Origin of the sequence: Reyranella humidisoli, from assembly GCF_019039055.1 — a bacterium.
Lineage (GTDB): Bacteria > Pseudomonadota > Alphaproteobacteria > Reyranellales > Reyranellaceae > Reyranella > Reyranella humidisoli.
Genome location: NZ_JAHOPB010000001.1, coordinates 262,505 through 286,726, shown reverse-complemented (window position 1 = coordinate 286,726; position 24,222 = coordinate 262,505). Strand labels below are relative to the sequence as shown.

The window sequence follows — 24,222 nt, the reverse complement described above, 5'->3', positions numbered from 1 at the left end:
CCCTCGCTGCGCTCGGGATGACACCGATTTCGTAATGAGCACGGTGCGCCAATGGCAAACGAATCCTTTGATCTCGTCGTGATCGGCGCCGGACCCGGTGGTTACGTCGCCGCGATCCGCGCCTCGCAGCTCGGCCTCAAGGTCGCCGTCGTCGAGAAGCGTGCGACGCTCGGGGGCACCTGCCTCAACGTCGGCTGCATCCCCTCGAAGGCGCTGCTGCAGTCCTCGCATCTGTTCGAGGAAGCGGGCCACGATCTTGGCGTGCACGGTATCGTCGTGGCGGCGCCGAAGCTCGATTTCGCGCAACTCATGAAGCGCAAGGGCGAGGTCGTCGAGGCCACGACCAAGGGTATCGCCTTCCTGTTCAAGAAGAACAAGATCGTCTCCTATACCGGCGCGGGCCGCATCGAGGCGCCGGGCTCCGTCGCGGTCGTGGGCGACGATGGTGCGGTGAAGGACACGCTGGCCGCGAAGAACATCCTGATCGCCACAGGCTCGGAAGTGATGCCGCTGCCGGGCGTGACAATCGACGAGAAGAAGATCGTCTCCTCGACCGGGGCGCTCGAGCTTTCGGAAGTGCCGAAGCGCCTCGTCGTGGTCGGTGCCGGCATCATCGGCCTCGAGCTGGGTTCGGTGTGGCGCCGCCTCGGCGCCGAGGTGATGGTGGTCGAGTTCCTCGACCGCATCACGCCAGGCGTGGACGACGAGGTCACCAAGTTCTTCCAGCGCGCGCTCACCAAGCAGGGGCTGAAGTTCAAGCTCGGCGCCAAGGTCACCAAGGCTGAGACGACCGGCGCCGGCGTGACGCTGACGGTCGAGCCCGCCAAGGGCGGCGCGGCCGAGACGCTGGAAGCGGACGTCGTGCTGGTTTCGATCGGCCGCCGTCCGTTCGTGCAGGGCATCGGCCTGGACAAGCTCGGCGTGAAGATGACCGAGCGCGGCCGCATCGCCGTCGACGGCCACTTCCAGACCTCGGTGCCCGGCATCTATGCCATCGGCGACGTGATCGACGGTCCCATGCTCGCGCACAAGGCGAGCGAGGACGGTGTGGCCTGCGTCGAGACCCTCGCGGGCCAGAAGGGTCACGTGAACTGGGATCTCGTACCCTCGATCATCTACACCCAGCCCGAAGTGGCCTGGGTCGGCAAGACCGAGGAACAACTGAAGTCGGCCGGCGTTGCGTACAAGGTCGGCAAGTATCCGTTCACCGCCGACCCGCGCAGCCGCGCGAATGGCGCCACGGAGGGTTTCGTGAAGGTTCTGGCCGACAAAGCGAGCGACAAGGTGCTGGGTGTCCACATCTTCGGCGCCGAGGCCGGTACCATGATCGGCGAAGCCGCCATGGCGATGGAGTTCTCCGCCTCGGCCGAGGATATCGGCCGCGTCTGCCACGCCCATCCCACGGTCAACGAGGCGCTGAAGGAAGCCGCGCTCGCCGCGTGGGACAAGCCGATCCACCTCTAGGACCGCCATGCGCCAGCCGCTGATGGCGCTCGCGATCATGGCCTGTCTGGCCATGTCGGTGGTCGGCGGTTTCATCCCGATCCTGCAGGGCTGGATCTTCTTCGTGATCGCCCTCTATCTGCTGGCGACGGAATTCGAGACCGGCCGCAAATGGGTGACCTCCGCCCGGCGGCGCTGGCCCACGCTCGACAAGTGGATCGTGAAGGCGCGCGACCACAAATGGGCGCCGCGTCACCTCAAGGAATTCGAGGACATGACCGACCCGACGAAGTAGCGGTCAGCTCTTGCCCTCGAAGCCGCGATAGACCGCTTCGGCGATCGGCAGCAGCTCCTCGCGGCTGGCCGGTGCCGTCACCGCGAAGCCGAAGCCCTGGTCGATCCAGGCGAAGGTCGAGGCTTCGCCTTCCTTCTGGAAGCGAAAGGCCGTCTCGGTTCCCTCCGTCGCACGCACATAGATGGTGAGACGCTTGCCGCTCGCATCGTCGTACATGAGCTGCGCCGCCGCACCGTCGCCGCCCGGAAGCAGGCGCCCGCCCATCAGCCTGTAGCCGAATCGGGAGAGGTCGGGGGCCGCGAGCTTGCGGCCCAGCCGCTTGGAGAGCCACTGCAGCAGGTGCGCTTCCTGTTGCGCGCCCACCTCGACGGGATGGGCGACTTCGACCACGAAGGTCCGATAGGCCGCCTTCGCACCCTGCGCGACGCTGGCCGTCGGTGCCACCGGCCGAGGCATCGGCGCAATTTCGTTGGCGAACCAGCCCGCGGTCGCGCCGGTCACGAAAAGGGCGATGGCCGCGGCGGCGCTGCCCCAACTGCGCAGCCGAAAGGTGCGGCGTGCGGCCTGCAGGTTGGCGATTCGGAGGCGGGCGGGAATGGGTTCGGCGAACTTGGCGTCGAGTCGGCTGCGCAGCATCGCGCGCTGGCGGCGCTCCTGCGCGACGCGCTCGGCCAACTCGGGATGGTGGGCGAGGTGCGCGTCCACGACCGCGCGCCGCTCGTCGTCCAGCCGCTCGTCGATGAAAGCCTGCAGCTCGTTCTCGCCGATGGGGAAATTGCTTCGTGGCGTGTCCCTGCCCGTCATTTCACTCTCCGCAGGAGCGTCGTCCGCCCCGTCTCCAGCAGTGCGCGCAGCTTCTGGCGGCCGCGCGCCAGCCGCGACATCACGGTGCCGATCGGCACGCCCATGACCTTCGCTGCATCGTCGTATGAAAGATCCTCGACCCCGACCAGCAGCAGCATCGACTTCTGCTCCTCCGGAAGTCGGTCGAGCGCCGACAGGATGTCCTGTACCTCGAGGCCGCTTTCCTGCTGCGCGCCGGTCGCCGGCATCGTCGCGTCGTCGAGCTCGACAGACGCGCCGCGCCGCTGGCCCTGGCGCAGCGCGGAGACGTAGAGGTTGCGCTGGATGGTGAAGAGCCAGGCGCGGAGGTCGCCGTCGCGCCGCCGCAGCGCCCAGCGCAACAGCGCGCGCTCCAGCGTGTCCTGGACCAGGTCGTCGGCCGCATCGTGGTCGCGCAGCAGCGCATAGGCATAGCGGCGCAACGCGGGGATCAGCGGTTCGAGCAGGGCTTCCGCATCGGCCATCGGGCTACTCTACAGGAAGGCCGGTGCCGGCCGAACCTTGGCCGGCACCGTATCCTTCGGTCCGTACGCGTCGCGTTACTTGGCGATGTGCCAGGCGCCGTTCAGGAAGCCGTCGCCCGTCGTGTCGCCGGCCTTGGTGTCCTTGGCGAAGGCGTAGAGCGGCTTGCCCTTGTAGGCCCACTGCTTCAGCCCGTCGTCGCGCGTGATGATGCTCCAGTCGCCCGACGCCTTGGCGCCGTCGGCGACGAGGGCCGGCGGCCAGTTGGTGGCGCACGGGCCGTTGCACACCGACTTGCCCGGCGTGGCGTCCTTGTCGAACGTGTAGAGCGTCATCCCGCTTGCGCTGACCAGCATGCCGTTCTTCATGGCGGGCGGGGTGGCGGAGGCGGGCTCGGCGGCGAACGCGCTGCCGGCGGCGAGGACCGCCAGAGCGGCGGCGGCGGAAAGGATCGACTTCAGCATTGTGTGACTCCCATGCAGCAGTTGGTCTGCAGGGGAGAGACGCCGGGGAGAGGCCGTTTATTCCCGGCGGCGACACTTTTCTTTTGGGGTCAGCCGTTGCCGGTGACGCGGATCACGAGGTTGACCAGCCAGTTGACCGGCTCGCCGAGGATCCAGCCGATGACGTTGAGGTCGACCCCGAACTGCCGGCCGATCAGCGGCAGCAGGAAGATCAGGCCGAGCAGGATCGGCATGCCGTAGGGTTCCAGCCGGGCGAGCGGCAAAGCCAGGCTGTTGGGCAGCAGGCCGACCGCGACCCTGCCGCCGTCCAGCGGCGGCAGCGGCACCATGTTGAAGACGGCGAGCAGGACGTTGATCAGGATCGCGTTCTCAATGTTGAGGATCGACCACGTCGCCGCGGGTTGCGGCAGGAGAACGGCGAGGTGCGCCAGCAGGCCCGCGGCCACGGCCATCAGGACGTTCGTGGCGGGCCCGGCGGCGGCGACCCAGACCATGTCGCGCTTGGGATTGTTCAGCGCCCGGAAATTCACCGGCACGGGCTTGGCGTAGCCGAACAGGAAGGGCGCGCGCAGGAAGATCAGCAGGCCCGGGAGGATGATCGTGCCGAACGGGTCGATGTGCTTGAAGGGATTGAGGGTCACGCGGCCCTGCTGCCAGGCGGTGCGGTCGCCGAAGCGCAGGGCCACGAATCCGTGCGCTGCTTCGTGCAGCGTGATGGCAAGGATCGCCGGGATGACCCAGGTTGAGATGGTGTAGATCGTCTCGTTCACGGGCAATCCACCTGTTGTCTCTGCTCTTGCATGGTTTACGTTCCGGCCGATGCATCTTCGGTGGCCGAACAGACGCGGGCAAGCCCGAGCCGCAGCGCCAGCATGGACGACCTCCATCCTCGTTCTGCTCGCCGTCTTGTATGCAATGCCTGCTTCGGCCCAGCAGAACGTCCGCGTTCCGGTGGAGCAGGGCGGTCGCACGCTTCAGCTCGCGGCGCAATTCTTCCGTCCTGCCAACGTCACGGCGCCGGTGCCCGCGGTTGCGCTGTTCCACGGCTGCGGCGGGCCGGGCCAGAACACCGCGCGCATGGCGGGGCTCCTTGCATCGTGGGGCTACGCCGCGCTCGTGGTCGACAGTTTCTCGGCGCGCGGCCTCAAGGACGTGTGCGGCCGCAACTGGCCGACGCCCGCCGCGGCCGAGGTGCGGGCGGCGGACATCGATGCAACCCTTGCGTGGTTGGCGAAGCAGCCGGGCATCGATCCGCGGCGGCTCGCCTACATGGGTTATTCCTACGGCGGTGGCGTCGCGATGCTGCGTGCCCTTTCGGCCACGCCGGAAAGCACCGCGCCATCGGCGGCGCGGGCGGTAGTGCTGCTCTATCCCGATTGCGCGCTGGCGGATGCGCTGGGGCCGCGCCTCGCGGTCAGTCAACCGATCCTGCTCGCCATGGGCGCACTCGACGACTGGACGCCGGTCGCGCAATGCCGTGCCGTGATGGACCGTGTCGTGCGCGGCCGTGATCTCGTCGAAACGAAGATTTACGAAGGTGCCCATCACAGTTTCGATGCGCTCGGCCTGCCGGTGCGCTATCTCAGCGGGGTTGGCAATCGCAGCAAGCCCGGCGGTTGCTGCGGGGCGCATTACGGTGCCTACGAGCCTGCCTGGAAGCAGTTCGTGGTCGACGTGAAGTCGTTCCTCGACAAGGCACTGAAGCCGTGACGCGGGCCGGCAGGAACCGATGCGTTCGACGGCGTGGATAGGCGGGCTGGCGGCCCTGATCCTTCCCCTCGCGGAGGCGGCTGCGCAGCAAACGGCTGACGCCGACGGCGTGCGCCATGTCGGCAAGGTCCACAACCGGATGCGCTCGGCCGAAGTGCGTGAGCAGTACTTTCTCGACCAGGAGTTCGACGATGCCGCCCGGCGCTATGCGCTGGCGAAGAAGGAGATCCAGGACTCGACCGGCATCTTCTATTCGATGACGTCGTCGGTCGTCAGCCAGTGGGGAGCGCCCGGCAGCGGCTATGGAGCGGTGCAGGCCCAGTTCTCGCCGGCCTTGAACTGGAAGATGTTCGACGATCCCGGGATCGGCGCCGGCTCCTTCCAGTTCGCCTATTTCGCGGCCCAGTACTGGTCGGGCCAGACCGGCCAGAGCCTGCAGAACAGGCTATTCCTCAACAGTCCGGTCAACGACTATCCGGTCAACCAGCTCACCTTCGCGCAGGTGAGCTACACGCACGACTTCCCCGGCCACTTCGTGTCGCTCACTCTGGGTCAGTTTCCTTTCTCGAACTTCGACACCAATGCCTACTCCGGCAACGAGCAGGTCAATTTCCTTGGCTACTCGCTGGCGCAGAACGGCAGCCAGAACTATTCGCAGGGCAGCCTCGGTGCCTATGTCCAGGTCAATCCGACCAAGGAGCTGACCTTGATCGCGGGCTTCCAGGACGCCAACAACGTCGCGGTTTCCAACTACATCCAGTTCAATACGGCGTTCCAGGGCCAGTATTCCTGGTTCCTCTACGGTGCCGTGTCGCCCAATCTCGGCAGGCTCGGCAAGGGCACCTATTCGCTGCTCTACTACAATCTGCCGAGCGTCCCGATGCAGCCGCAGGCGAGTTCGGGTCTGTCGTTCAACGCCTCCCAGACGCTCGACGAGAAATGGGGCCTGTTCGTACGTGCCAACACCGCATGGAACTCGAGTTGGTACATCCAGTCGTCGATCTCGGGCGGCGCCGTCTACAACAATCCGCTGGGCCGTGCGCCGCAAGACCAGATCGGCCTCGGCATCGCCTGGAACGCCACGAACCAAAGGCTCTATGCAGGCGCGCCGGTGCGGCCCAGCGAGACGATGGTCGAGCTGTACTGGTCGTGGTCGGTGAAACACCTGTTGATCACGCCCGACGTCCAGCTTTATTTCCAGCCGGCGCTGGCGCCGACGCAGCAGATGGCGGCGGTCTTCTCGCTGCGGCTCACGGTGCTGTTCTGACGTGCCCGTAGCGTGTTCGAGGGGGAGAGCCTGTCCATGACCGATACGATCGATCCGTCCAGGCAGGGGCATGGGCGGATGAGCATGTGGAGTGTCTCGTCGCTCGGCATCGGATCCATGGTCGGCGCCGGCATCTTCGCGCTGCTGGGCCAGGCCGCGCTGATGACAGGCAGCGACGTCTATCTCTCCTTCGCCGTCGGCGGCGTCATCGCGCTGCTGTCGGGCTACTCCTATGCCCGGCTCGCCGCCCGCTTCCCGAGTTCGGGCGGCATCATGGACTATTTCGACCGGGCCTTTCCGTCGAAGACCGTGGCGGGTGGCCTGTCGGTCCTCTATCTGGTGACGCAGATCGTCAATATCGCGATGGTCGCCAAGACTTTCGGCGCCTATGCCGACCGCCTGCTGCTGGGCGACGTTTCGGCCGCCTATGTGGCCAACATCTTCGCGTCGGCTATCGTGATCGTCCTCTTCATCGTCAACATGGCGGGATCCGGCATGGTCGGGCGCGTCGAGGAGCTGCTGGTCGGGATCAAGCTGGTCATCCTGACGGCGCTGCTGGTGGCCGGTGGGTCGAGCCTCGATCCCGCGATGTTGGCGCAGGGGCCGACCGTCGGTCCGGGCATATTGCTCGCGAGCGTCGGCCTTACCTTCTTCGCCTATGGCGGCTACGGCATGATGACCAACGCCTCGGGCCACGTCGCCGATCCCGCAAAGACCATTCCGCGCGCCATCTTCCTCGCGATCGGTGTCGTGATCGTCCTCTATATCGGCCTGTCGGTCGTCGTGATGGGCAACATCTCGCCCGACGAGCTGGCGCGCTTCACGACCACGGCCGTGGCGCAGGCCGCCAAGCCCGTCCTCGGTCAGGTCGGCTTCGTCGTCGTGTCGATCGGTGCGCTGTTCGCGACTGCCTCCTCGATCAATGCGAGCTTCTTCTGTGCCCTCGAAGTCTCGCGCGGCCTCGCCGGCAAAGGGCAGCTTCCCCCCGTGTTCGAGCGGGTCGCCTGGGGGCAGGGCACGCGCGGGCTGGTGTGGTCGGCCGGTGCCGTTCTGGTGATGGTCAACCTTCTCGATCTCGGCGCCATCGCCCAGGTCGCGGGTGCGACGATCCTGATCTGCTATCTCGGCGTCTTCGCGGCGCACTGGCGGCTGCATGGCGAAGCGGGGGGATCGCGCCTCCCGATCGTCGTCGGTGCGGCGCTGATGGCCGTGGTGCTCGTGGCGTTCGCGGTCAGCCTCTGGTCGACGCAGCCCTCGGCCATCTGGCTCACCGGGCTGGCCGTCGCCGGCAGCCTCGGCGTCGAATGGCTGATTCAACGCCGCCGCCGCTCGTCCTGACGTCACCGCGAAGCGGACATTCCGGCCGCGCTCCCAGCAGAGAGGTTCTGATGACGAGAACGACCTGGCATTGCCACATCGCGGTGTCGCTCGACGGTAAGATCGCGCGGCCCGACGGTTCTTTTGACTGGCTGATGGATTATCCTCCGCAGGAGTTCGGCATCGACGCGTTCCTGGCGGAGGTCGACGCCGTCGTGATGGGGCGTGCGACCTACGAGACCGTGCGCGGCTTCGGCGACTGGCCGCATCCCGATAAACCCACCTTCGTGGTGACCAGCCGGCCGCTCGTCGATCCGCCGCAGGGCGTCGAGGCGCGGCCGGCCGACTTCGCGGCCCTTGCCGCCGAACTCGAAGGCAAAGGCGCGCGGCGCGTCTGGGTCGAGGGCGGCGGTCAGGTGATCCGCGGCATGATGGCGGTGGGCAAGCTCGACGTACTGGAGATGGCGCTGCTGCCGCTCGTGCTGGGCGACGGCATCCCGCTCTTCCCCGAGGGCACACCCGGCCTCGGGCTGCGGCTGGTCAAATGCGAGCCCCGCTCGGGCGGCGCGCTGCATCTCGTCTACCAGGCCGCTTGATCAACAAGCTCTTCTCCTCCCCGTTCTACAGGGGAGCTTCGCGTCAATCCCGCGGGTTGCGGAAGACGACGCAGGCGCCCCCCTTGGCCCTCAGCTTCGCGCAGAGTGCGTCGGCCTCCGCCCGGGTCTTTGCCGAGACCCGCACGGCGTAGGTGGGCAAATCGTTGCGGCGCGAATTCAGGACCAGCGGCAGCCGATCGTCGAGCACGGGTTCGTACTTGCGCCGCAGCCTCTCGTAGTGGGCAAGCACGCGGCCTTCGGACCAGTTGCCGGCAAGCTGGACGCCCCACGGTCCCCAGGCCGGGTCCGAGGTGAGCAGGGGGCGGCGGCGCGGCGTGTCGATCATGTTCCTGGCGAGTTCGATGCAGCGCTCGCCTGTCTGTGTCGCCGTGGACTGCAGCTGCGGCATCGGGTGGGCGGTCCAGGCCTCGGCGCTATAACCGGTGACGATGCGGACATAGGCTTGCGTCTCGCCGGGCAGGACGCTGCGGCCAGCGCGCCAGGCCTCGACCTGGCCGGGACCGGCATTGTAGGCGGCTGCGGCCAGGCCGAGATTGCCGCGGAAGGTCGTGCGCAGCTCGCGCAGGTAGCTCGCCGACTCGCGCAACGCCTGAAGCGGCTCGAAGGCGTTGGTGAGGCCGCGCATCGCCGCGGTCCCCGGCATGAATTGCGCGATGCCCTGCGCGCCCGCCGGGCTGACGGCCGAGGGATTGAACCGGCTCTCCTGCCAGATGAGGCGGGTGAAGAACTCTTCCGGCAGCCCGTTCTCGGCTGCCGCCTGGGCCAGCGTGCTGCAGATGTCGGCGACGGAGGGGCGCCGGTCATTCGCCGGTTCGGCACGCGCCTGTGCCAGCGGCGGCAGGGCAATGGCGAGCGATACCAAGGCCAGCAGCGACAGGAGCAGACATCGCGGGGTGAGCAGCACGCGATCCATTGGCGGCAATGGTATCATCGTCGGCCGAATTCACGCACCGCATCGGACTCTGTTTCATGATCCGCAAAGCCACCCTCGCCGACCGTCCCCGCATTTCCGAAGTGCGCCTTGCCGTGCGCGAGAACCAGCTCAGCGCGGCCTCGGCAGGCAAGGTCGAGACTACCGCTGACTGGATCTTCGAGAACGCCACCTTCTGGGTATGGGAGGAGGCGGGTGCGGTGCAGGGCTTCTCCGTCGCCGATCCGCGCGACGGCACGATCTTCGGGTTGTTCATCCATCCCGATTACGAGGGCCGTGGGCTGGGACAGGCGCTGCTGCCGCTTGCCTGTGAGGATGTGCGTGCCGCGGGCTTTGCGGCGGCGACATTGACGACAGGGCCCGGTACGCGCGCCGAGCGCTTCTATCGCACCAACGGCTGGGAAGAGATCGGCCGTCAGGACAACGGCGAGATCATCTTCCGGAAGGCGCTGTAACGGCGCGCTTCAGGGCTGCGCGGGCGAGGAGGCGCGTCGAATCGAGGGTCGGCAGCGGCGAGTTGCCGTCGTGCATGATCAGCGGGATTTCGGTGCAGCCCAGGATGACGGCATCGCAACCCTCTTTCTTCATGCGGCCCATCACGCGCTGGTAGGCTGCGACGGCCTCTGCCGTAAACACGCCCTGCACCAGTTCGTCCATGATGATGCGGTTGGTTTCGTCACGCTCGGCGTCCGTGGGGCGCAGCCACGCGAGCCCCTGCGCCTCGATCTTCTGGGGATAGACCTCGCTGTCGATCAGCCAGCGCGTACCGGTGATGCCGAGCTTCCTGTAGCCGCGCGCTGCGGCTTCGGCGGCGACCACCTCGGCGATGTGCAGCCAGGGCAGCGGCGAGCGCGGCAGCACAAGCGCCATCGCCTGATGGATCGTATTGTCGGGACAGATCAGGAAATCCGCACCGGCCTTGGCGAGCTTTCCGGCCGACGAGAGCATCAGCTCGGCCACGCCGGCACGGTCGCCGCGATCGAGCCGCTCGACATAATCGGCCAGCGAATGGGTATGCATCGAGACTTCGGGATGGGCATGCGGACCCATTAGTCCCGCGCCTTCGACGCAGATCGTCTTGTAGCAGAGGGCGGCGCCCTCGGCGGAGCAGGCGACGATCCCGATATGCTGCGGCATGCTTATCCCTTCGCGCGCGGATGCGCGGCGCGATAGACGGCGGCGAGGCGGGCGGCATCGACGTCGGTGTAGCGCTGCGTCGTCGACAGCGATGCGTGGCCCAGCAATTCCTGGATGGTACGCAGGTCGCCGCCGGCGCCCAGCAGGTGCGTCGCGAAGGAATGGCGCAGCGCGTGCGGCGTCACGCTTTCGGCGAGGCCGAGGTCCCGGCGGATCTCGCGCACCCGCTTCTGCACGATGGCGGGATCGAGCGCGCCGCCGCGCGCGCCCACGAAGACGCGATCCGACGGCTTGGCCGCGGCCAGCCAGGGGCAGGCGTCGCGATAGGCCTTGAGCGCCTGCAGCGCCTGCGGCAGCAGCGGCACCAGCCGCGTCTTGTTGCCCTTGCCGGTGACGGCAAGCGTGTCGCGGCCGCTCTTCAACAGGTCGTCGACTTCCGCCTTGGAGAGCGACAACGCCTCGCCGATGCGAAGGCCGGCGCCGTAGAGCAGGACCAGCACCGCGGCATCGCGCAGGTCGATCCACGGCGCGCGCTCCTGGTCGGACTGGGCCTGGAGCACGTCCTCCATGTCGCGTTCGCTCAGCGCCTTCGGCACTGAGCGCGGCAGCTTGGGCGTCTGGATGGTGGCGATGCTCGCATTGTGCGCGAGGCCGTTCTTGTCGAGGAAGCGGAAGAACGAGCGAACCGAGGAGAAGGCCCGTGCCGTCGAGGTGCGCGCCATGCCCTGGTGCGCGCGATCGGCCAGCCAGGCACGGAACTCGGCGGGCTTCAGCCTCGCGAGCGCATCGAGGGTCGGTGTCTCGCCGAGATAGGTCGTCATGAAGCCAAGGAAGGTCGCGACGTCGTGCTCGTAGGCGGTGAGCGTGTGCACGGCGAGCCTGCGCTCGGTCTTCAGCCAGTCGCGCCACGCCTCCAGTGCGCCTGCGACACTCAAGGCGATGTCACTCGGGCAGGTCGAGCCAGGCGCGGATTGTGTTCTCCAGCACCTTCGACAGGAAGAACAGCAGCTCGGTCGCCATCTCCGGGCCGAAGGCCTCCGGATCGCGCGCGCCGAAGCACATGACGCCGTCGGGCGAACCCGACGAGACCTGCAGGCGCATCAGCACGTCCGATTTCACGAAGCGCGCGACGTCGCCAAAGAAGGCTTCCTCGCCGACGATGTCGGAGCGCAGGCGGGCATGCTTGTCGGGGCCGATGGCGGCGTCGATGGCGCCCGGCGCCAGCACGTAGACGCCGCGCACCGGCACGCGCTTGGGCGCGTCAGCATTGGCCTCGATCGCCATGGTGATGAAGTCGACGTCGAGCAGCTCGGGCAGCTCGTGCGTGACGACGTGGATCATCTTTTCGAACGTCGTCGCCTGGATGATGCTGATTACCGCCGCCTGGATACGGTTCTGGACGATCTGGTTCTGCTTGGAATTGGCGATGATCTCGGTGCGCTCGACCTTGAGCTTCTCGATCTCGCCGCGCAGGCGCTTCAGGATCGCCTGCTGCATGTCGATGACGCCCGGTCCCTGGACCCTCGGCGTGATGCCCATCTCGGCGGCCAGTTCGCCGTTCTTGTCGAAGAAGTCGAGATGAGCCTTGAGATAGGCCACGACGTCGTCGGCGGTGATCAGCTTCACCTGCCGGCCGGAGCCGTCGGGCGCCGGGATCGTACCGTCATTGGCCATGTGCCCGTCCCCGGGTCAGAGGATCGACTGGCCGGTCTTGGCCCAATCGTCGAGGAAGGCCTTCAGGCCATTGTCGGTCAGGGTGTGCTTGAAGAGCTGGCGCAGCACGTTGGGCGGCAGCGTGCCGACATGGGCGCCGAGCTTGGCGGCGGCGATCACATGCTGCGTGTGACGGATCGAGGCCACCAGCACCTCGGTCTTGAAGTGCGGGTACTGGCGGTAGATCGTCATGATCTCGCCGATGAGATGCATGCCGTCCTGGCCGATATCGTCGAGGCGGCCTACGAAGGGCGATACGAAAGTTGCGCCGGCCTTGGCTGCCAGCAGCGCCTGCGCCGCCGAGAAGCAGAGCGTGACGTTCACCATCGTGCCTTCGGAGGTTAGTGCCTTGCAGGTCTTGAGACCGTCTGGCGTCAGCGGAACCTTCACGGTGACGTTCCTGGCCAGCTTGGCGAGCTTGCGGCCTTCCTCAAGCATCGTCTTGTGGTCGGTCGCGACCGTTTCGGCGCTGACCGGGCCCGGGACGATGGCGCAGATCTCCTTGATGACGTCGAGCATCTGGCGGCCCGACTTGGCGATCAGCGAGGGGTTGGTCGTCACCCCGTCGAGCAGGCCGGAGGCCGCCAGATCCGTGATATCGGCGACATCGGCGGTATCGACGAAGAACTTCATATAAACTACCCCAATGGCCAGTGGTTCGGACTCGCCTGTTGCCACAATTTCTAGCGATTCCCCCTCGGAGCCACAAGCCAAGGGGGCAGCGTCGTCGCGTCTCGAATCGGTGGAAAACACGGTCAAGGTCTTGCTGCCGCTGCCGCTCGGCGATGCCTACGACTATCGCGTGCCTGAAGGCATGGCGGTCGTGCCGGGGCATTTCGTCATCGTGCCGCTGGGCAAGCGCGAAACCGTCGGCGTCGTCTGGGGCACAGGCACCGGCGACGTCGCGCCGGAGAAGTTGCGCGACGTGATCGCGGTGCTGCCGGCACTGCCGATGGCCGACGCGATGCGCCGCTTCGTCGATTGGGTGTCGGCCTACACGCTGATGCCTGCAGGCGCCGTGCTGCGCATGGCGATGAGCGTGCCGTCGGCGCTCGAAGCGCCCAAGACCGAACTGGTCTATCGCCCGGCCGCGCCGACCGAGGACACTGCGCTCAAGCTCACGGCGGCGCGTCGTCGCGTGCTGGAGCAGTTGAAGGATGGGCCCGCGATGGCCGCCGCGGAGCTTGCGCATCTCGCCGGCGTGGGCACGTCGGTGGTGAAGAGTATGGCATCGGTCGGGCTACTGGTGGCCGAGGAGCGCATCGTGCGCCGCTCCTTTCCGCAACCCGACGGGCTTCATGACGGGCCGACCTTGTCGGCCGCGCAAAAGATCGCCGCCGATAGCCTGGTCGAGAAGGTGAAGGCACATGCCTTCTCTGCGACCTTGCTCGATGGCGTGCCGGGCGCGGGCAAGACAGAGGTCTATTTCGAGGCGGTCGCCGCCTGTCTCGCCGCTGGCCGGCAGGTGCTGGTGCTGCTGCCGGAGATCGCGCTGACGGCGCAATGGCTCAGGCGCTTCGAGGACCGCTTCGGCGCCTTGCCGTCGCCCTGGCATTCCGGCCTCACCAGCCTGGAACGCCGCGAAACCTGGCGGGCCATTGCCGAGGGGCGGGTCGGCGTCGTCGTGGGCGCGCGCTCCGCGTTGTTCCTGCCATTCGCCAATCTCGGCCTCATCGTCGTCGACGAGGAACACGACAGTTCGTTCAAGCAGGACGAGGGCGTCGTCTACAATGCGCGCGACATGGCGGTGGTGCGCGCGCGCCTTGCCTCCGCACCTATCGTGCTCGCGTCCGCGACGCCCTCGCTCGAGAGCGTCGTCAACGTGAAGACCGGCCGTTACGGCGAGGTGCATCTGCCGGGGCGGCACGGCGGCCATCGGCTCGCCACCCTGTCGGCGATCGATCTCCGACGCGAGGCGCCCTCGCGCGGCCGCTGGCTGTCGCCGCCGGTCGTCGAGGCGATGAAGAAGACGCTGGCGGCCGGCGAGCAGACGCTGCTCTACCTCAATCGCCGCGGCTATGCGCCGATCACGCTCTGCCGCGCCTGCGGCTCGGGGCTGGAGTGCCCGCAATGCTCAGCCTGGCTGGTCGAGCATCGTTTTCGCCGCACGCTGGTCTGCCATCACTGCGGCTACACCGAGCCGCCGGCGCAGACCTGCCGGCATTGCGGCGCGGTCGACCAGTTCGTCGCCTGCGGTCCCGGTGTCGAGCGCCTCGCGGAGGAGGCGCTGGAGCTTTTCCCCGAGGCGCGGCTGGAACTCTTCACGTCGGACAGCCTGATGAACCGCGACGAGGCGTCGGCCGCGGTCGAACGCATGGAGAAGGGCGAGATCGATATCCTGATCGGCACGCAGATGGCGGCGAAGGGCCATCACTTCCCCAACCTCACGCTGGTCGCCGTGATCGATGCCGATCTCGGCCTTAACGGCGGCGATCTGCGGGCGGCCGAGCGGACGTTCCAGCTCCTCTATCAGGTGGCGGGCCGCGCCGGCCGCGACGGGAGGCCGGGCCGGGCGCTGATCCAGACCCACAATCCCGACCATCCGGTGATGCAGGCGCTGGTTTCGGGTGATCGCGACCGCTTCGTCGAGGTCGAACTGCACGACCGGTCGCTGGCCGGCATGCCGCCCTACGGACGGCTGGCTTCCCTGATCATTTCCGGGCCGGATCCCGTGGCGGTCGACAATGTTTGTGCAGCACTCGCGCGCCAGGCGCCGCAGCAGGAAGGCGTCACGATCCTGGGGCCGTCGGTCGCACCGCTGGCCCTGCTGCGCGGCCGGCACCGCCGTCGCTTCCTGCTCAAGGCCGGCCGCGAGACCGCCGTGCAGCCCTTGCTACATGCGTGGCTGGAGAAGATCGGCCTGCCCGGTTCAGTGCGTCTGCAGGTCGATGTCGACCCGTATTCCTTCCTTTGAGTCCACACGTCGGGACCCCCGCGCCGAAAAACCGCTGTAGAACAGCGCTTTGCCGACGTTGCGCCGGGAAATGCAGCATGGTAGCAACGCGCGCTTTTCCGGGGTGGGGCGGCAAGCGACGCGGGGCGTTCTGCTAGCGAAAAGCGTGTGAATTCAATGGCTTGCCGGCCGTGTTCCGCGGCAGGGGAGAGGCTCTAGACGTGACCACCGCAACCACCGGCGTTGCCGGACGCTATGCCAGCGCCCTTTTTGAACTCGCGGATAGCGCCAAATCCCTCGACCAGGTGGCGCAGGATCTCGCCACCTTTCGCAAGCTGCTCGACGAGAGCGCCGACCTGGCGCGCCTCATTGCCAGCCCGGTCATCGGCCGCGCCCTGCAGGGCAAGGCGCTGCTCGCGGTTCTCGATGCCGCCGGCATTTCCGGGCTGACCCGCAGCTTCATCGGCACCGTGGCTGCCAACGGCCGCTCGCGCGATCTGCCGGCGATGGCCTCGGCGTTCCTCGCCGAACTCGCCCGCCGCCGCGGCGAGACGACCGCGACGGTCACCTCGGCCGTTCCACTTTCCCCCGCCCAGCTGCAGCAGCTCAGCACCGCGCTGCGCTCCGTGCTGGCCAGCAATAAGGTTTCCATCGACGCGCGCGTCGAACCCGACATTCTCGGCGGTCTCGTCGTCAAAGTCGGTTCGCGCCTGTTCGATTCGTCCGTCCGAAGCAAGCTGCAGCGCCTGCAGCTTGCCATGAAGGGAGTTGCCTAAATGGATATCCGTGCCGCCGAAATCTCGGCCATTCTGAAGCAGCAGATCGCCAACTTCGGCACCGAAGCCGAAGTGGCCGAGGTCGGCCAGGTCCTCTCCGTCGGTGACGGCATCGCGCGCGTCTACGGCCTCGACAGCGTCAAGGCCGGCGAGATGGTCGAGTTCCCCGGCGGCATCAAGGGCATGGCGCTCAATCTCGAGAGCGACAATGTCGGCGTCGTCATCTTCGGCGAAGATCGCACCATCAAGGAAGGCGACACCGTCAAGCGTACCGGCACCATCGTCGACGTGCCCGTGGGCAAGGGCCTGCTCGGCCGCGTCGTTGACGGTCTCGGCAACCCGATCGATGGCAAGGGCCCTCTGGCCACCACCGAGCGCCGCCTGGTCGAGGTGAAGGCGCCGGGCATCATTCCGCGCAAGTCGGTGAACGAGCCGATGCAGACCGGCCTCAAGGCCGTCGACTCGCTGGTCCCGGTCGGCCGCGGCCAGCGCGAGCTGATCATCGGCGATCGCCAGACCGGCAAGACCGCCGTCGCGATCGACACCTTCCTGAACCAGAAGGGCATCAACAAGGGCACCGACGAGAGCCGCAAGCTCTACTGTGTCTACGTCGCCATCGGCCAGAAGCGCTCGACCGTCGCCCAGATCGTCAAGACGCTCGAGGACAACGGCGCGCTGGAATACTCCATCGTCGTCGCCGCCACCGCGTCCGACCCGGCGCCCATGCAGTTCCTCGCGCCGTACACCGGTTGCGCCATGGGCGAGTACTTCCGCGACAACGGCATGCATGCCGTGATCGTGTATGACGATCTTTCCAAGCAGGCCGTCGCCTATCGCCAGATGTCGCTGCTGCTGCGCCGCCCGCCGGGCCGCGAAGCCTATCCCGGCGACGTGTTCTATCTCCATTCGCGCCTGCTCGAGCGCGCCGCCAAGCTGAACGAGAAGAACGGCTCGGGCTCGCTGACGGCGCTGCCGATCATCGAGACGCAGGCCGGCGACGTGTCGGCCTACATCCCGACCAACGTGATCTCGATCACCGACGGCCAGATCTTCCTCGAGACGGAGCTCTTCTATCAGGGCATCCGTCCGGCCATTAACGTCGGCCTGTCGGTCAGCCGCGTCGGCTCGGCCGCGCAGATCAAGGCGATGAAGCAGGTCGCCGGTACCATCAAGCTGGAGCTGGCGCAGTATCGCGAAATGGCGGCCTTCGCCCAGTTCGCCTCGGACCTCGACGCCTCGACCCAGCGCCTGCTCGCGCGTGGCCAGCGCCTGACCGAGCTGCTGAAGCAGGGCCAGTTCTCGCCGATGCCGGTCGAGGAGCAGGTCATCTCGCTCTATGCCGGCACCCGCGGCTTCCTCGACACGCTGCCGATCGGCCGCATCAACGAGTTCGAGCGCCAGTTGCTCGACGCGGTCCGCGCCGAAGGCTCGATCCTGTCGTCGATCCGCGAGAAGCGCGAGATCGTCAAGGAGACTGACGACAAGCTGAAGGCGTTCCTCGGCGATTTCGTCAAGAAGTTCGCCTAAGGCGCTCGCAGGTTTAGATGCCCAGTCTCAAGACCTACCGGCTCAGGATCCGAAGCGTCCAGTCGACGCAGAAGATCACGAAGGCCATGAAGATGGTCGCAGCCGCCAAGCTGCGACGCGCCCAGGAGCAGGCCACCGCGGCCCGTCCCTATGCCGAAGCCATGGACCGGATTCTGGCGTCGCTGGGTCACAGTTTCAAAGGCGGTACCGGCCCGCGCCTGCTGGCCGGCACCGGCTCGGACAAGGTTCATCTGCTGATCGTCGCCACGGGTGATCGTGGCCTGTGCGGCGGCTTCAACAGCACCATCGTGCGCGAGGCGCGCCGTCAGATCCGCGCGCTCCAGGCCGAAGGCAAGACCGTCAAGATCTTCACCGTGGGCCGCAAGGGCCGCGAGCAGTTGCGCCGCGACTACAGCACTCTGCTGGTCGAGGGCATGACCGACCTCGGGCGTCCGCGCCTTGGGTTCGGCGACGCCCAGAGGGTCATGAAGCGCGTCATGGAGATGTATGACGCCGGCGAATTCGACGTGGCCTCCATCGTCTTCAATCGCTTCAAGTCGGCGATGACCCAGGTCACGACGGTGCAGCAGCTCATCCCGCCGCCGGCGCCCGAGGGCACGGCCGATACGGCTGCTCCCGTTGCAGCGGGCGGCGCGATCTACGAATTCGAGCCGGACGAGGGCGAGATTCTCGCCGACCTGCTGCCGCGTAACCTGACCGTCCAGATCTTCCGCGCCCTGCTGGAGAACGCCGCGAGCTTCTACGGCTCGCAGATGACGGCGATGGACTCGGCATCGCGCAACGCCGGCGAAGTGATCAAGAAACTGACGCTGCAGATGAACCGCTCGCGTCAGGCCACCATCACCAAGGAACTCATCGAGATCATCTCGGGCGCCGAGGCCGTTTAGGCCGCGCGCTGTACGCAATAGAAAGAAAGGGATCCGTCTCATGGCAACCAATAGCATCGGCTCGATCACCCAGATCACGGGCGCGGTCGTCGACGTGCGGTTCGAAGCCGGGCAGCTGCCGAACATCCTGAACGCGCTGCACGTCAACGCCGACAACCGCCTGATCGTGCTGGAAGTCGCCCAGCACCTGGGTGAATCCGAAGTGCGCGCCATCGCGATGGACACGACCGACGGTCTGGTCCGCGGCGAGAAGGCGGTCGACACCGGTTCGCCCATCCAGATGCCGGTCGGCCCCGAGACGCTCGGCCGCATCCTGAACGTCATCGGCGATCCGATCGACGAGCGCGGCGCGGTCGGCAACAAGCAGACCCTGCCGATCCATCGCAGCGCGCCGGAATTCACCGAGCAGTCGACGGAAGCCCAGATTCTGGTCACGGGCATCAAGGTCATCGACCTGCTCGCGCCCTACGCCAAGGGCGGCAAGATCGGCCTGTTCGGCGGCGCCGGCGTCGGCAAGACCGTGACGATCATGGAACTGATCAACAACGTCGCGAAGGCGCACGGCGGCGTGTCGGTGTTCGCCGGCGTCGGCGAGCGTACCCGCGAGGGCAACGACCTCTATCACGAGATGATCGAGGGCGGCGTCATCAAGCTCGACGGTCCGGGCTCCAAGGTGGCTCTGGTGTACGGCCAGATGAACGAGCCGCCGGGCGCCCGTGCCCGCGTCGCGCTGTCGGGCCTCACCGTCGCCGAATACTTCCGCGATGCCGAAGGGCAGGACGTGCTGTTCTTCGTCGACAATATCTTCCGCTTCACCCAGGCCGGCTCGGAAGTGTCGGCGCTGCTCGGCCGTATCCCGTCGGCGGTGGGTTATCAGCCGACCCTGGCCACCGACATGGGCGGCCTGCAGGAGCGCATCACCTCGACCAAGAAGGGCTCGATCACCTCGGTGCAGGCCATTTACGTGCCCGCCGACGACTTGACCGATCCGGCCCCGGCCGCCTCGTTTGCCCACTTGGATGCCACGACCGTGCTCAGCCGCTCGATCGCCGAGCAGGCGATCTTCCCGGCCGTCGATCCGCTCGACTCGACCTCGCGCATGCTCGACCCGCGCGTCGTCGGCCAGGAGCACTACGACACCGCCCGCTCCGTGCAGCGCGTATTGCAGCAGTACAAGTCGCTGCAGGACATCATCGCCATTCTGGGCATGGACGAGCTGTCGGAAGAGGACAAGCTGGTCGTGAGCCGCGCCCGCAAGATGCAGCGCTTCCTCAGCCAGCCGTTCCACGTGGCCGAAGTGTTCACCGGCACGCCGGGCGTGTTCGTGAAGCTCGAGGACACGATCAAGGCCTTCAAGGGCATCCTTGCCGGCGAGTACGACGATCTGCCGGAGCCGGCGTTCTACATGGTCGGTACGATCGAGGAAGCCGTGAACAAGGCCAAGAAGCTCGCGGCCGAGGCGGCCTAAGCAGATGGCCAAGGTCTCCTTCCGTCTGGTGATGCCCGAGCGCGAACTGCTCGCGACCGAGGCCGACATGGTCGTCGTCCCGGGCAGCGAAGGCGACTTCGGCGTCCTGCCGGGCCACGCCCCGCTGATCTCGACCGTCCGTCCGGGCGTCCTCGAGGTCTACCAGGGCAACAAGGTCCAGCAGCGCTTCCTCGTGGCCGGCGGCTTCGCCGAGGTCACGCCGGAGCGTTGCACGGTGCTCGCCGACGAGGCGGTACCCTTCGAGCAGGTTACCGTCGCGCAGCTCGACGACCGCGAGCGCTCGGCCCGCAACGACATCACTGACGCCGCTACGCCCGCCGAGAAGGCTGCCGCCGAGAAGAATCTGGGCATTGCCCAGGATCTGAAGCGCGCCCAGGCCTTCTACGCCAGCCGCTGATTTCAGCGCTACTGCGCATTTTTCAGTCGAGAAGTGCACCGGTCTGCCATTGAAACGCAGGCCGGAGGTGGGTTTATTACGCTGGTAAGACAACGCGCCGAGGGTGCTCGTTCATGGGTAACTGGACACTCGAGACGATCGCCTGGGATCGCTTCGATGCGTCGAAGGTCGATCCGGAGATCCTTCGCAACATCAAGGCCGCAGCCCTGGTGGAGCGGAACGGAGGCGACTACGGCATCTATCTCGGCCGGGTGTTCGCCGGCGACGTGTTGTTCATGGACGCCGTCGACAACTGGGTCGTCGAGGAAGTGCAGCATGGCCTGGCGCTCGGCCGCTGGGCCCAGCTGGCCGATCCGACGTGGGATTTCGACGCCGCCTTCGAGCGCTTTCGCACCGGCTACAAGCTGCCCCTGCATGTGAACGAATCGGTGCGAGGCAGCCAGGCCGGCGAAATGATCGCGCGCTGCATCGTCGAGACCGGCACCAGTTCCTATTACAGCGCCCTCAAGGACGCGACCGAGGAGCCGGTGCTGAAGCAGGTCTGCCAGAAGATCGCGGCCGACGAGTTCCGCCACTACAAGCTGTTCTACGAGCATCTCAACCGCTGCCTGCAGCGCGACCGGCTGAACCGCTGGGCCCGCCTGCGCATCGGCTGGGGGCGTCTGGCCGAAAGCGAGGACGACGAACTGGCATACGCCTACTTCGCCGCCAACGAACCGGTGGATGCGGTTTACGACCGCAAGCGCAACATGCAGGCCTATGCGCGCCGGGCCTATCCGCTGTACCGGCAGACCCATGTCCAGCGCGCCATTGCCATGGTCCTGAAGACGATCGGTCTTGAACCGCAGGGCCGGCTCAACAACCTGATGACGCGCGCCGGCCTCTGGTTCCTGCGCCGCAACGCCGCCAGGCTGGCCGCCCAGAACGCCTAGAGAAGGCGCTTAGATCAGGTCGGCGAATTCCGTGAACACCGCGTCGTAGACGGCGCGCTTGAAGGGCACGATCACGGACGATAGTTCGCCCGGGGCGATCCAGCGCCAGGCGACGAATTCCTGGTCGTGCGCATGGATGTCGATGTCGGCATCCGTTCCCGTGAAGGCCAGCGCGAACCACTTCTGCGCCTGCCCGCGCCAGCGTCCCTTCCAGTAGGCGGGCCGCCGGTCCTCCGGCACCTCGTAGGCGATCCACCTGGCGCTTTCCCGCAGCAGCAGCGCCTTGGACGTGCCGACCTCCTCCTGCAACTCGCGGCAGGCGGCTTCCACGGGCGTCTCGCCCTTGTCGATGCCGCCCTGGGGCATCTGCCATGCATCCGGCTGGTTGGCGCGGCAGCCGACGAAGACGCGCCGGTCCGGGGCGATCAGCATCATGCCGACGTTGCGGCGATATTCATCGGGACGGCCGGTCATCATCATCATCATCATGTTCTTCATGGGCGGAGCTGGGCGGGCTGGGTACGCATCCGGTTCATGCAGGCATCGCGGCATTCGAAATGGCCGATGATCGGCACCATCGACACGTCCTTGCGCGCTTCCTGCCCCTTGTACCAGCCGCGCAGGGCCGTGATGGCTTCCTCGTCCGGTTGCGCGACGCCGAATGCATGGCGGGGCGCGCGGTCCGGGGCCGCCTCGGCGACCCAGGCCGCCAGTCGGTCGAGATTGCCGACGACGCCCTCGCCGGCCAGCTTGTAGTCGAGTACGTCGGTGCTGCGGGCGTAGCCCACGCCCAGTTCCTCGGTCAGCCGCTGGATCGAGGCCGGGCCGGGCATCGGGCTGATCTCGATCAGCGCGAGGCCACGATCGGCGATCTCCTTCAACAGCGGGCGCAGCACCGCCTCGGCCAGGGCGGGGCGGCCGGGCGCCGCGACGACAAGGCCCACATAGCCCTCGCCGCGCGCGAGGATGGTCCGCAGCCGCTTCAGGTTCTCCGCGGCATCGGCTGCCGCCTCGATCGGGCGGAGGCCGCGTTCGCCCACGGCCGGGTCGTCCATCGGCAGCATGAGGTAGGTTTCATGGCCGAAGGCCCGCGCCTGCTGGAGCCAGCGCGGCAGATCGGGCGTGCCGGGCAGGAACGCCAGGCTGACTTCGGGTGGGAGTTCCTCGATCGCCTTGCGCATGGCCGGCTCCTTGAGGCCGACATTGATCATCAGCAGGCCGAGCCGTGCCGGTGCGCCGACCGACGGATCGAAGCGCCGGGCATTGGCGATCCAGGGCATCCAGCCCGAGGGCGAGATGCGCGGCAGCCGCAGCCCGTCGGTGGTGATCTCGATCATGCCGGCCGATTCCTCGGGCGGCAGCTTGCGGAACCCAAGGGACGGCGCTGGCCGGACCGGCAGGGGCAGGGCCTGGATGGGGGCAGGTTCGGGCGGCACGGCGGCCGCGGACGCGGGGCTGACGGGTGAAGCCGCCACCGCGCTGTCCATCGCTCGCGTCGCCTCGCCGTCCAGCAGGTACCCGAAGACGACACCGGCAGAACCGGCGATCAGGGCGAACACGAAAAGGTAAGCGGCGACCAGCCCCCTGTGGGTCGGTCGCCGCTTTGCCGTTACGTCGCCGCTTCGGCCGGTGCGGGCCACGGCGTCATTCCCGGAAGGGCTTTCAGTTGGCCTTGCCGCTGTAGAGCGAGATGCCGCGGATAAGGTCGGCAGCGCGCAGCAGCTGGTAGTCGGCAGCCTGCTCCTTCGGCGGCTCGTCCGGATCGCCCGACGGCGTTGTCTGGGGAGTCGCCTGGGGAGCCTTCTGGCCGGCGGCCTTGTCGTCGGTCTTGTCGCCCGGCTTGCCGGCTTCCGGCTTGGCCGGCGGCGGCGGGGCGACGGGCTTGTCGTTCGGGTTGGTGATCGAGCGGCGCAGGTTTTCCTCGCGGAAGCTCGAACGCTGCTGGATGCTTTCGATCTTCGCGGGCTCGACCTCGATGTCCGGCTTGATGCCTTCCTTCTGGATGGAGCGGCCCGACGGCGTGAAGTAGAGCGCCGTGGTCAGGCGGATCGCGCCGCCGCCGGTCACCTGCATGATGGTCTGGACCGAGCCCTTGCCGAACGAGCGCGTGCCGAGAACGATGGCGCGGCGGTGATCCTGCAGCGCGCCGGCCACGATCTCAGACGCCGAGGCCGAGCCGCCGTTCATCAGCACGACAATCGGCAGCCCGTTGGCGACGTCGCCCGGCTTGGCGTTCCAGCGCTGGACCTCGTCGTTCTTGCGCGCCTTGACCGAAACGATCTCGCCCTTGTCGAGGAAGGCGTCGGACATCGCGATCGCCTGGTCGAGCAGGCCGCCCGGATTGTTGCGCAGGTCGATGATGTAGCCCTTGAGCTTGTTGCCTGCTTCCTTCTTCAGCTTCTCGACGGCGTCGAGCACGCCCGGCGTCGTCTGCTCGGTGAAGGAGGTGACGCGGATGTAGCCGATGTCGCCGCCCTCGAGGCGGTACTTGACCGGCTTCACCTTGATCGTCTCACGCGTCAGCGACACGTCGAAGGGATCCTTGGTTCCGCGGCGGATCGAGACCTTGATCGGCGTGCCGACCTTGCCGCGCATCCTCTCGACGGCTTCCTGCAGGGTGAGGCCCTGCACCGGCTCGCCGTCCAGCGCGAAGATCAGGTCGCCCGGCATGATGCCGGCCTTGGAGGCGGGCGTGTCGTCGATCGGCGACACGACCTTGATGACGCCGTTCTCCATCGTGACTTCGATGCCGAGCCCGCCGAACTCACCCTTCGTCTGGACCTGCATGTCCTTGTACGACTTCGGGTTCATGTAGCTGGAATGCGGGTCGAGGGCGCTCAGCATGCCATTGATGGCATTCTCGATAAGCTGCTTCTCTTCAACCGGCTCGACATAGTCGCGGCGGATGCGCTCCAGCACGTCTCCGAACAGATTGAGCTGCTGATAGAGCTCGCTCTTGTCGCCGCCGGCGGCCTTCGGATCGGCCGGCTTGTTCTGCGCCAGGGCAGGAGCGGCCAGGAAAGCCACGGCCGTGGCAAGTGAGGCTAAGCGCAGAAAGGTCATTTGGGTGCCTTCAGGAGGGAAGTCGCCAGGGGCTTTGA

General features: G+C 67.1%; 26 protein-coding genes. 14 read left to right on the top strand and 12 right to left on the bottom strand.

Annotation, left to right across the window (positions count from 1 at the left end; genetic code table 11):
* Nucleotides 1-51 precede the first annotated feature (51 nt).
* Together lpdA and KQ910_RS01410 are read left to right on the top strand one after the other, a co-directional pair.
* A complete protein-coding gene (gene lpdA, locus KQ910_RS01415) occupies nt 52-1,464 on the top strand; it encodes a dihydrolipoyl dehydrogenase (RefSeq protein ID WP_216956357.1) in 1,413 nt (470 codons plus the stop codon).
* A 7-nt stretch (nt 1,465-1,471) separates the two neighbouring features.
* Nucleotides 1,472-1,738, top strand: a complete 267-nt coding sequence (locus tag KQ910_RS01410) for a hypothetical protein (RefSeq protein WP_216956354.1) — start codon at nt 1,472-1,474, stop codon at nt 1,736-1,738.
* Between the two features lie 3 nt (nt 1,739-1,741).
* Here KQ910_RS01410 and KQ910_RS01405 read toward each other — a convergent pair whose 3' ends face one another.
* The 4 genes from KQ910_RS01405 to KQ910_RS01390 all read right to left on the bottom strand — a co-directional run bounded on the left by KQ910_RS01405 (nt 1,742) and on the right by KQ910_RS01390 (nt 4,277).
* Nucleotides 1,742-2,542 (bottom strand): anti-sigma factor family protein, encoded by an 801-nt coding sequence (locus KQ910_RS01405; RefSeq protein WP_216956351.1) that lies wholly within the window; start codon nt 2,540-2,542, stop codon nt 1,742-1,744.
* Nucleotides 2,539-3,045, bottom strand: a complete 507-nt coding sequence (locus KQ910_RS01400; RefSeq protein WP_216956348.1) for a sigma-70 family RNA polymerase sigma factor — start codon at nt 3,043-3,045, stop codon at nt 2,539-2,541. The genes KQ910_RS01405 and KQ910_RS01400 overlap by 4 nt, the downstream gene beginning before the upstream one ends.
* A 75-nt stretch (nt 3,046-3,120) precedes the next feature.
* Nucleotides 3,121-3,507, bottom strand: a complete 387-nt coding sequence (locus KQ910_RS01395) for a COG4315 family predicted lipoprotein (protein ID WP_216956346.1) — start codon at nt 3,505-3,507, stop codon at nt 3,121-3,123.
* Nucleotides 3,508-3,596: 89 nt separating this feature from the next.
* Nucleotides 3,597-4,277, bottom strand: coding sequence for a site-2 protease family protein (locus KQ910_RS01390; protein WP_216956344.1), 681 nt, complete (start codon nt 4,275-4,277; stop codon nt 3,597-3,599).
* A gap of 145 nt (nt 4,278-4,422) precedes the next feature.
* Here KQ910_RS01390 and KQ910_RS01385 point away from each other — a divergent pair, with 145 nt between their 5' ends.
* Genes KQ910_RS01385 through KQ910_RS01370 form a run of 4 tightly spaced genes read left to right on the top strand, consistent with a single transcriptional unit; the run spans nt 4,423 to nt 8,397 of the window.
* On the top strand, nt 4,423-5,217 hold the full coding sequence (locus tag KQ910_RS01385) for a dienelactone hydrolase family protein (RefSeq protein ID WP_216956341.1): 795 nt from the start codon (nt 4,423-4,425) through the stop codon (nt 5,215-5,217).
* A gap of 19 nt (nt 5,218-5,236) precedes the next feature.
* Nucleotides 5,237-6,484, top strand: a complete 1,248-nt coding sequence (locus tag KQ910_RS01380; protein WP_216956338.1) for a carbohydrate porin — start codon at nt 5,237-5,239, stop codon at nt 6,482-6,484.
* Between the two features lie 36 nt (nt 6,485-6,520).
* On the top strand, nt 6,521-7,822 hold the full coding sequence (locus KQ910_RS01375; RefSeq protein ID WP_216956336.1) for an APC family permease: 1,302 nt from the start codon (nt 6,521-6,523) through the stop codon (nt 7,820-7,822).
* A 50-nt stretch (nt 7,823-7,872) separates the two neighbouring features.
* Nucleotides 7,873-8,397, top strand: a complete 525-nt coding sequence (locus KQ910_RS01370) for a dihydrofolate reductase family protein (RefSeq protein WP_216956333.1) — start codon at nt 7,873-7,875, stop codon at nt 8,395-8,397.
* Nucleotides 8,398-8,440: 43 nt separating this feature from the next.
* Here KQ910_RS01370 and KQ910_RS01365 read toward each other — a convergent pair whose 3' ends face one another.
* Nucleotides 8,441-9,331: a lytic transglycosylase domain-containing protein gene (locus KQ910_RS01365; RefSeq protein ID WP_216956330.1), complete on the bottom strand. Its 891-nt coding sequence runs from the start codon at nt 9,329-9,331 to the stop codon at nt 8,441-8,443.
* Between the two features lie 56 nt (nt 9,332-9,387).
* On the opposite strand from KQ910_RS01365, the gene KQ910_RS01360 reads away from it, so the two are divergent.
* Nucleotides 9,388-9,804 carry a GNAT family N-acetyltransferase gene (locus KQ910_RS01360; RefSeq protein ID WP_216956328.1) on the top strand — a complete coding sequence of 139 codons (417 nt, stop codon included), beginning with the start codon at nt 9,388-9,390 and terminating at the stop codon, nt 9,802-9,804.
* Here the strand turns inward: KQ910_RS01360 and KQ910_RS01355 are convergent.
* Genes KQ910_RS01355 through fsa form a run of 4 tightly spaced genes read right to left on the bottom strand, consistent with a single transcriptional unit; the run spans nt 9,782 to nt 12,832 of the window.
* Nucleotides 9,782-10,486 carry an aspartate/glutamate racemase family protein gene (locus KQ910_RS01355; protein WP_216956325.1) on the bottom strand — a complete coding sequence of 235 codons (705 nt, stop codon included), beginning with the start codon at nt 10,484-10,486 and terminating at the stop codon, nt 9,782-9,784. The genes KQ910_RS01360 and KQ910_RS01355 overlap by 23 nt on opposite strands.
* A 2-nt stretch (nt 10,487-10,488) precedes the next feature.
* Nucleotides 10,489-11,421 carry a tyrosine recombinase XerC gene (locus tag KQ910_RS01350; RefSeq protein ID WP_229600290.1) on the bottom strand — a complete coding sequence of 311 codons (933 nt, stop codon included), beginning with the start codon at nt 11,419-11,421 and terminating at the stop codon, nt 10,489-10,491.
* 7 nt (nt 11,422-11,428) lie between these two features.
* The gene (locus tag KQ910_RS01345; protein ID WP_216956322.1) at nt 11,429-12,160 is read right to left on the bottom strand and encodes a DUF484 family protein; all 732 of its coding nucleotides are present in this window, start codon (nt 12,158-12,160) and stop codon (nt 11,429-11,431) included.
* A 15-nt stretch (nt 12,161-12,175) separates the two neighbouring features.
* Nucleotides 12,176-12,832, bottom strand: coding sequence for a fructose-6-phosphate aldolase (fsa, locus tag KQ910_RS01340; protein WP_216956319.1), 657 nt, complete (start codon nt 12,830-12,832; stop codon nt 12,176-12,178).
* A 109-nt stretch (nt 12,833-12,941) separates the two neighbouring features.
* Between fsa and KQ910_RS01335 the strand changes: the two genes are divergently transcribed.
* The 7 genes from KQ910_RS01335 to KQ910_RS01305 all read left to right on the top strand — a co-directional run bounded on the left by KQ910_RS01335 (nt 12,942) and on the right by KQ910_RS01305 (nt 21,121).
* A complete protein-coding gene (locus KQ910_RS01335; protein WP_369408269.1) occupies nt 12,942-15,113 on the top strand; it encodes a primosomal protein N' in 2,172 nt (723 codons plus the stop codon).
* Between the two features lie 170 nt (nt 15,114-15,283).
* A complete protein-coding gene (locus tag KQ910_RS01330; RefSeq protein ID WP_439653326.1) occupies nt 15,284-15,868 on the top strand; it encodes a F0F1 ATP synthase subunit delta in 585 nt (194 codons plus the stop codon).
* The gene (gene atpA, locus KQ910_RS01325) at nt 15,869-17,395 is read left to right on the top strand and encodes a F0F1 ATP synthase subunit alpha (protein WP_216956314.1); all 1,527 of its coding nucleotides are present in this window, start codon (nt 15,869-15,871) and stop codon (nt 17,393-17,395) included. It begins immediately after the preceding gene.
* Nucleotides 17,396-17,412: 17 nt separating this feature from the next.
* Complete coding sequence (locus tag KQ910_RS01320; RefSeq protein WP_216956311.1) at nt 17,413-18,303, top strand: F0F1 ATP synthase subunit gamma; 891 nt, start codon at nt 17,413-17,415, stop codon at nt 18,301-18,303.
* A 40-nt stretch (nt 18,304-18,343) separates the two neighbouring features.
* Nucleotides 18,344-19,771, top strand: a complete 1,428-nt coding sequence (gene atpD, locus KQ910_RS01315) for a F0F1 ATP synthase subunit beta (protein WP_216956308.1) — start codon at nt 18,344-18,346, stop codon at nt 19,769-19,771.
* Between the two features lie 4 nt (nt 19,772-19,775).
* Nucleotides 19,776-20,189 carry an ATP synthase F1 subunit epsilon gene (gene atpC / locus KQ910_RS01310; RefSeq protein WP_216956306.1) on the top strand — a complete coding sequence of 138 codons (414 nt, stop codon included), beginning with the start codon at nt 19,776-19,778 and terminating at the stop codon, nt 20,187-20,189.
* A gap of 113 nt (nt 20,190-20,302) precedes the next feature.
* Nucleotides 20,303-21,121: a ferritin-like domain-containing protein gene (locus tag KQ910_RS01305; protein ID WP_216956303.1), complete on the top strand. Its 819-nt coding sequence runs from the start codon at nt 20,303-20,305 to the stop codon at nt 21,119-21,121.
* Nucleotides 21,122-21,130: 9 nt separating this feature from the next.
* Here KQ910_RS01305 and KQ910_RS01300 read toward each other — a convergent pair whose 3' ends face one another.
* The 3 genes from KQ910_RS01300 to KQ910_RS01290 are packed head-to-tail and all read right to left on the bottom strand — an operon-like array spanning nt 21,131 to nt 24,184.
* Nucleotides 21,131-21,619 (bottom strand): RNA pyrophosphohydrolase, encoded by a 489-nt coding sequence (locus KQ910_RS01300; protein ID WP_229600288.1) that lies wholly within the window; start codon nt 21,617-21,619, stop codon nt 21,131-21,133.
* The gene (locus tag KQ910_RS27115) at nt 21,616-22,761 is read right to left on the bottom strand and encodes a divergent polysaccharide deacetylase family protein (protein ID WP_216956301.1); all 1,146 of its coding nucleotides are present in this window, start codon (nt 22,759-22,761) and stop codon (nt 21,616-21,618) included. The genes KQ910_RS01300 and KQ910_RS27115 overlap by 4 nt, the downstream gene beginning before the upstream one ends.
* 22 nt (nt 22,762-22,783) lie before the next feature.
* Nucleotides 22,784-24,184 carry a S41 family peptidase gene (locus KQ910_RS01290; RefSeq protein WP_216956298.1) on the bottom strand — a complete coding sequence of 467 codons (1,401 nt, stop codon included), beginning with the start codon at nt 24,182-24,184 and terminating at the stop codon, nt 22,784-22,786.
* Nucleotides 24,185-24,222 lie beyond the last annotated feature (38 nt).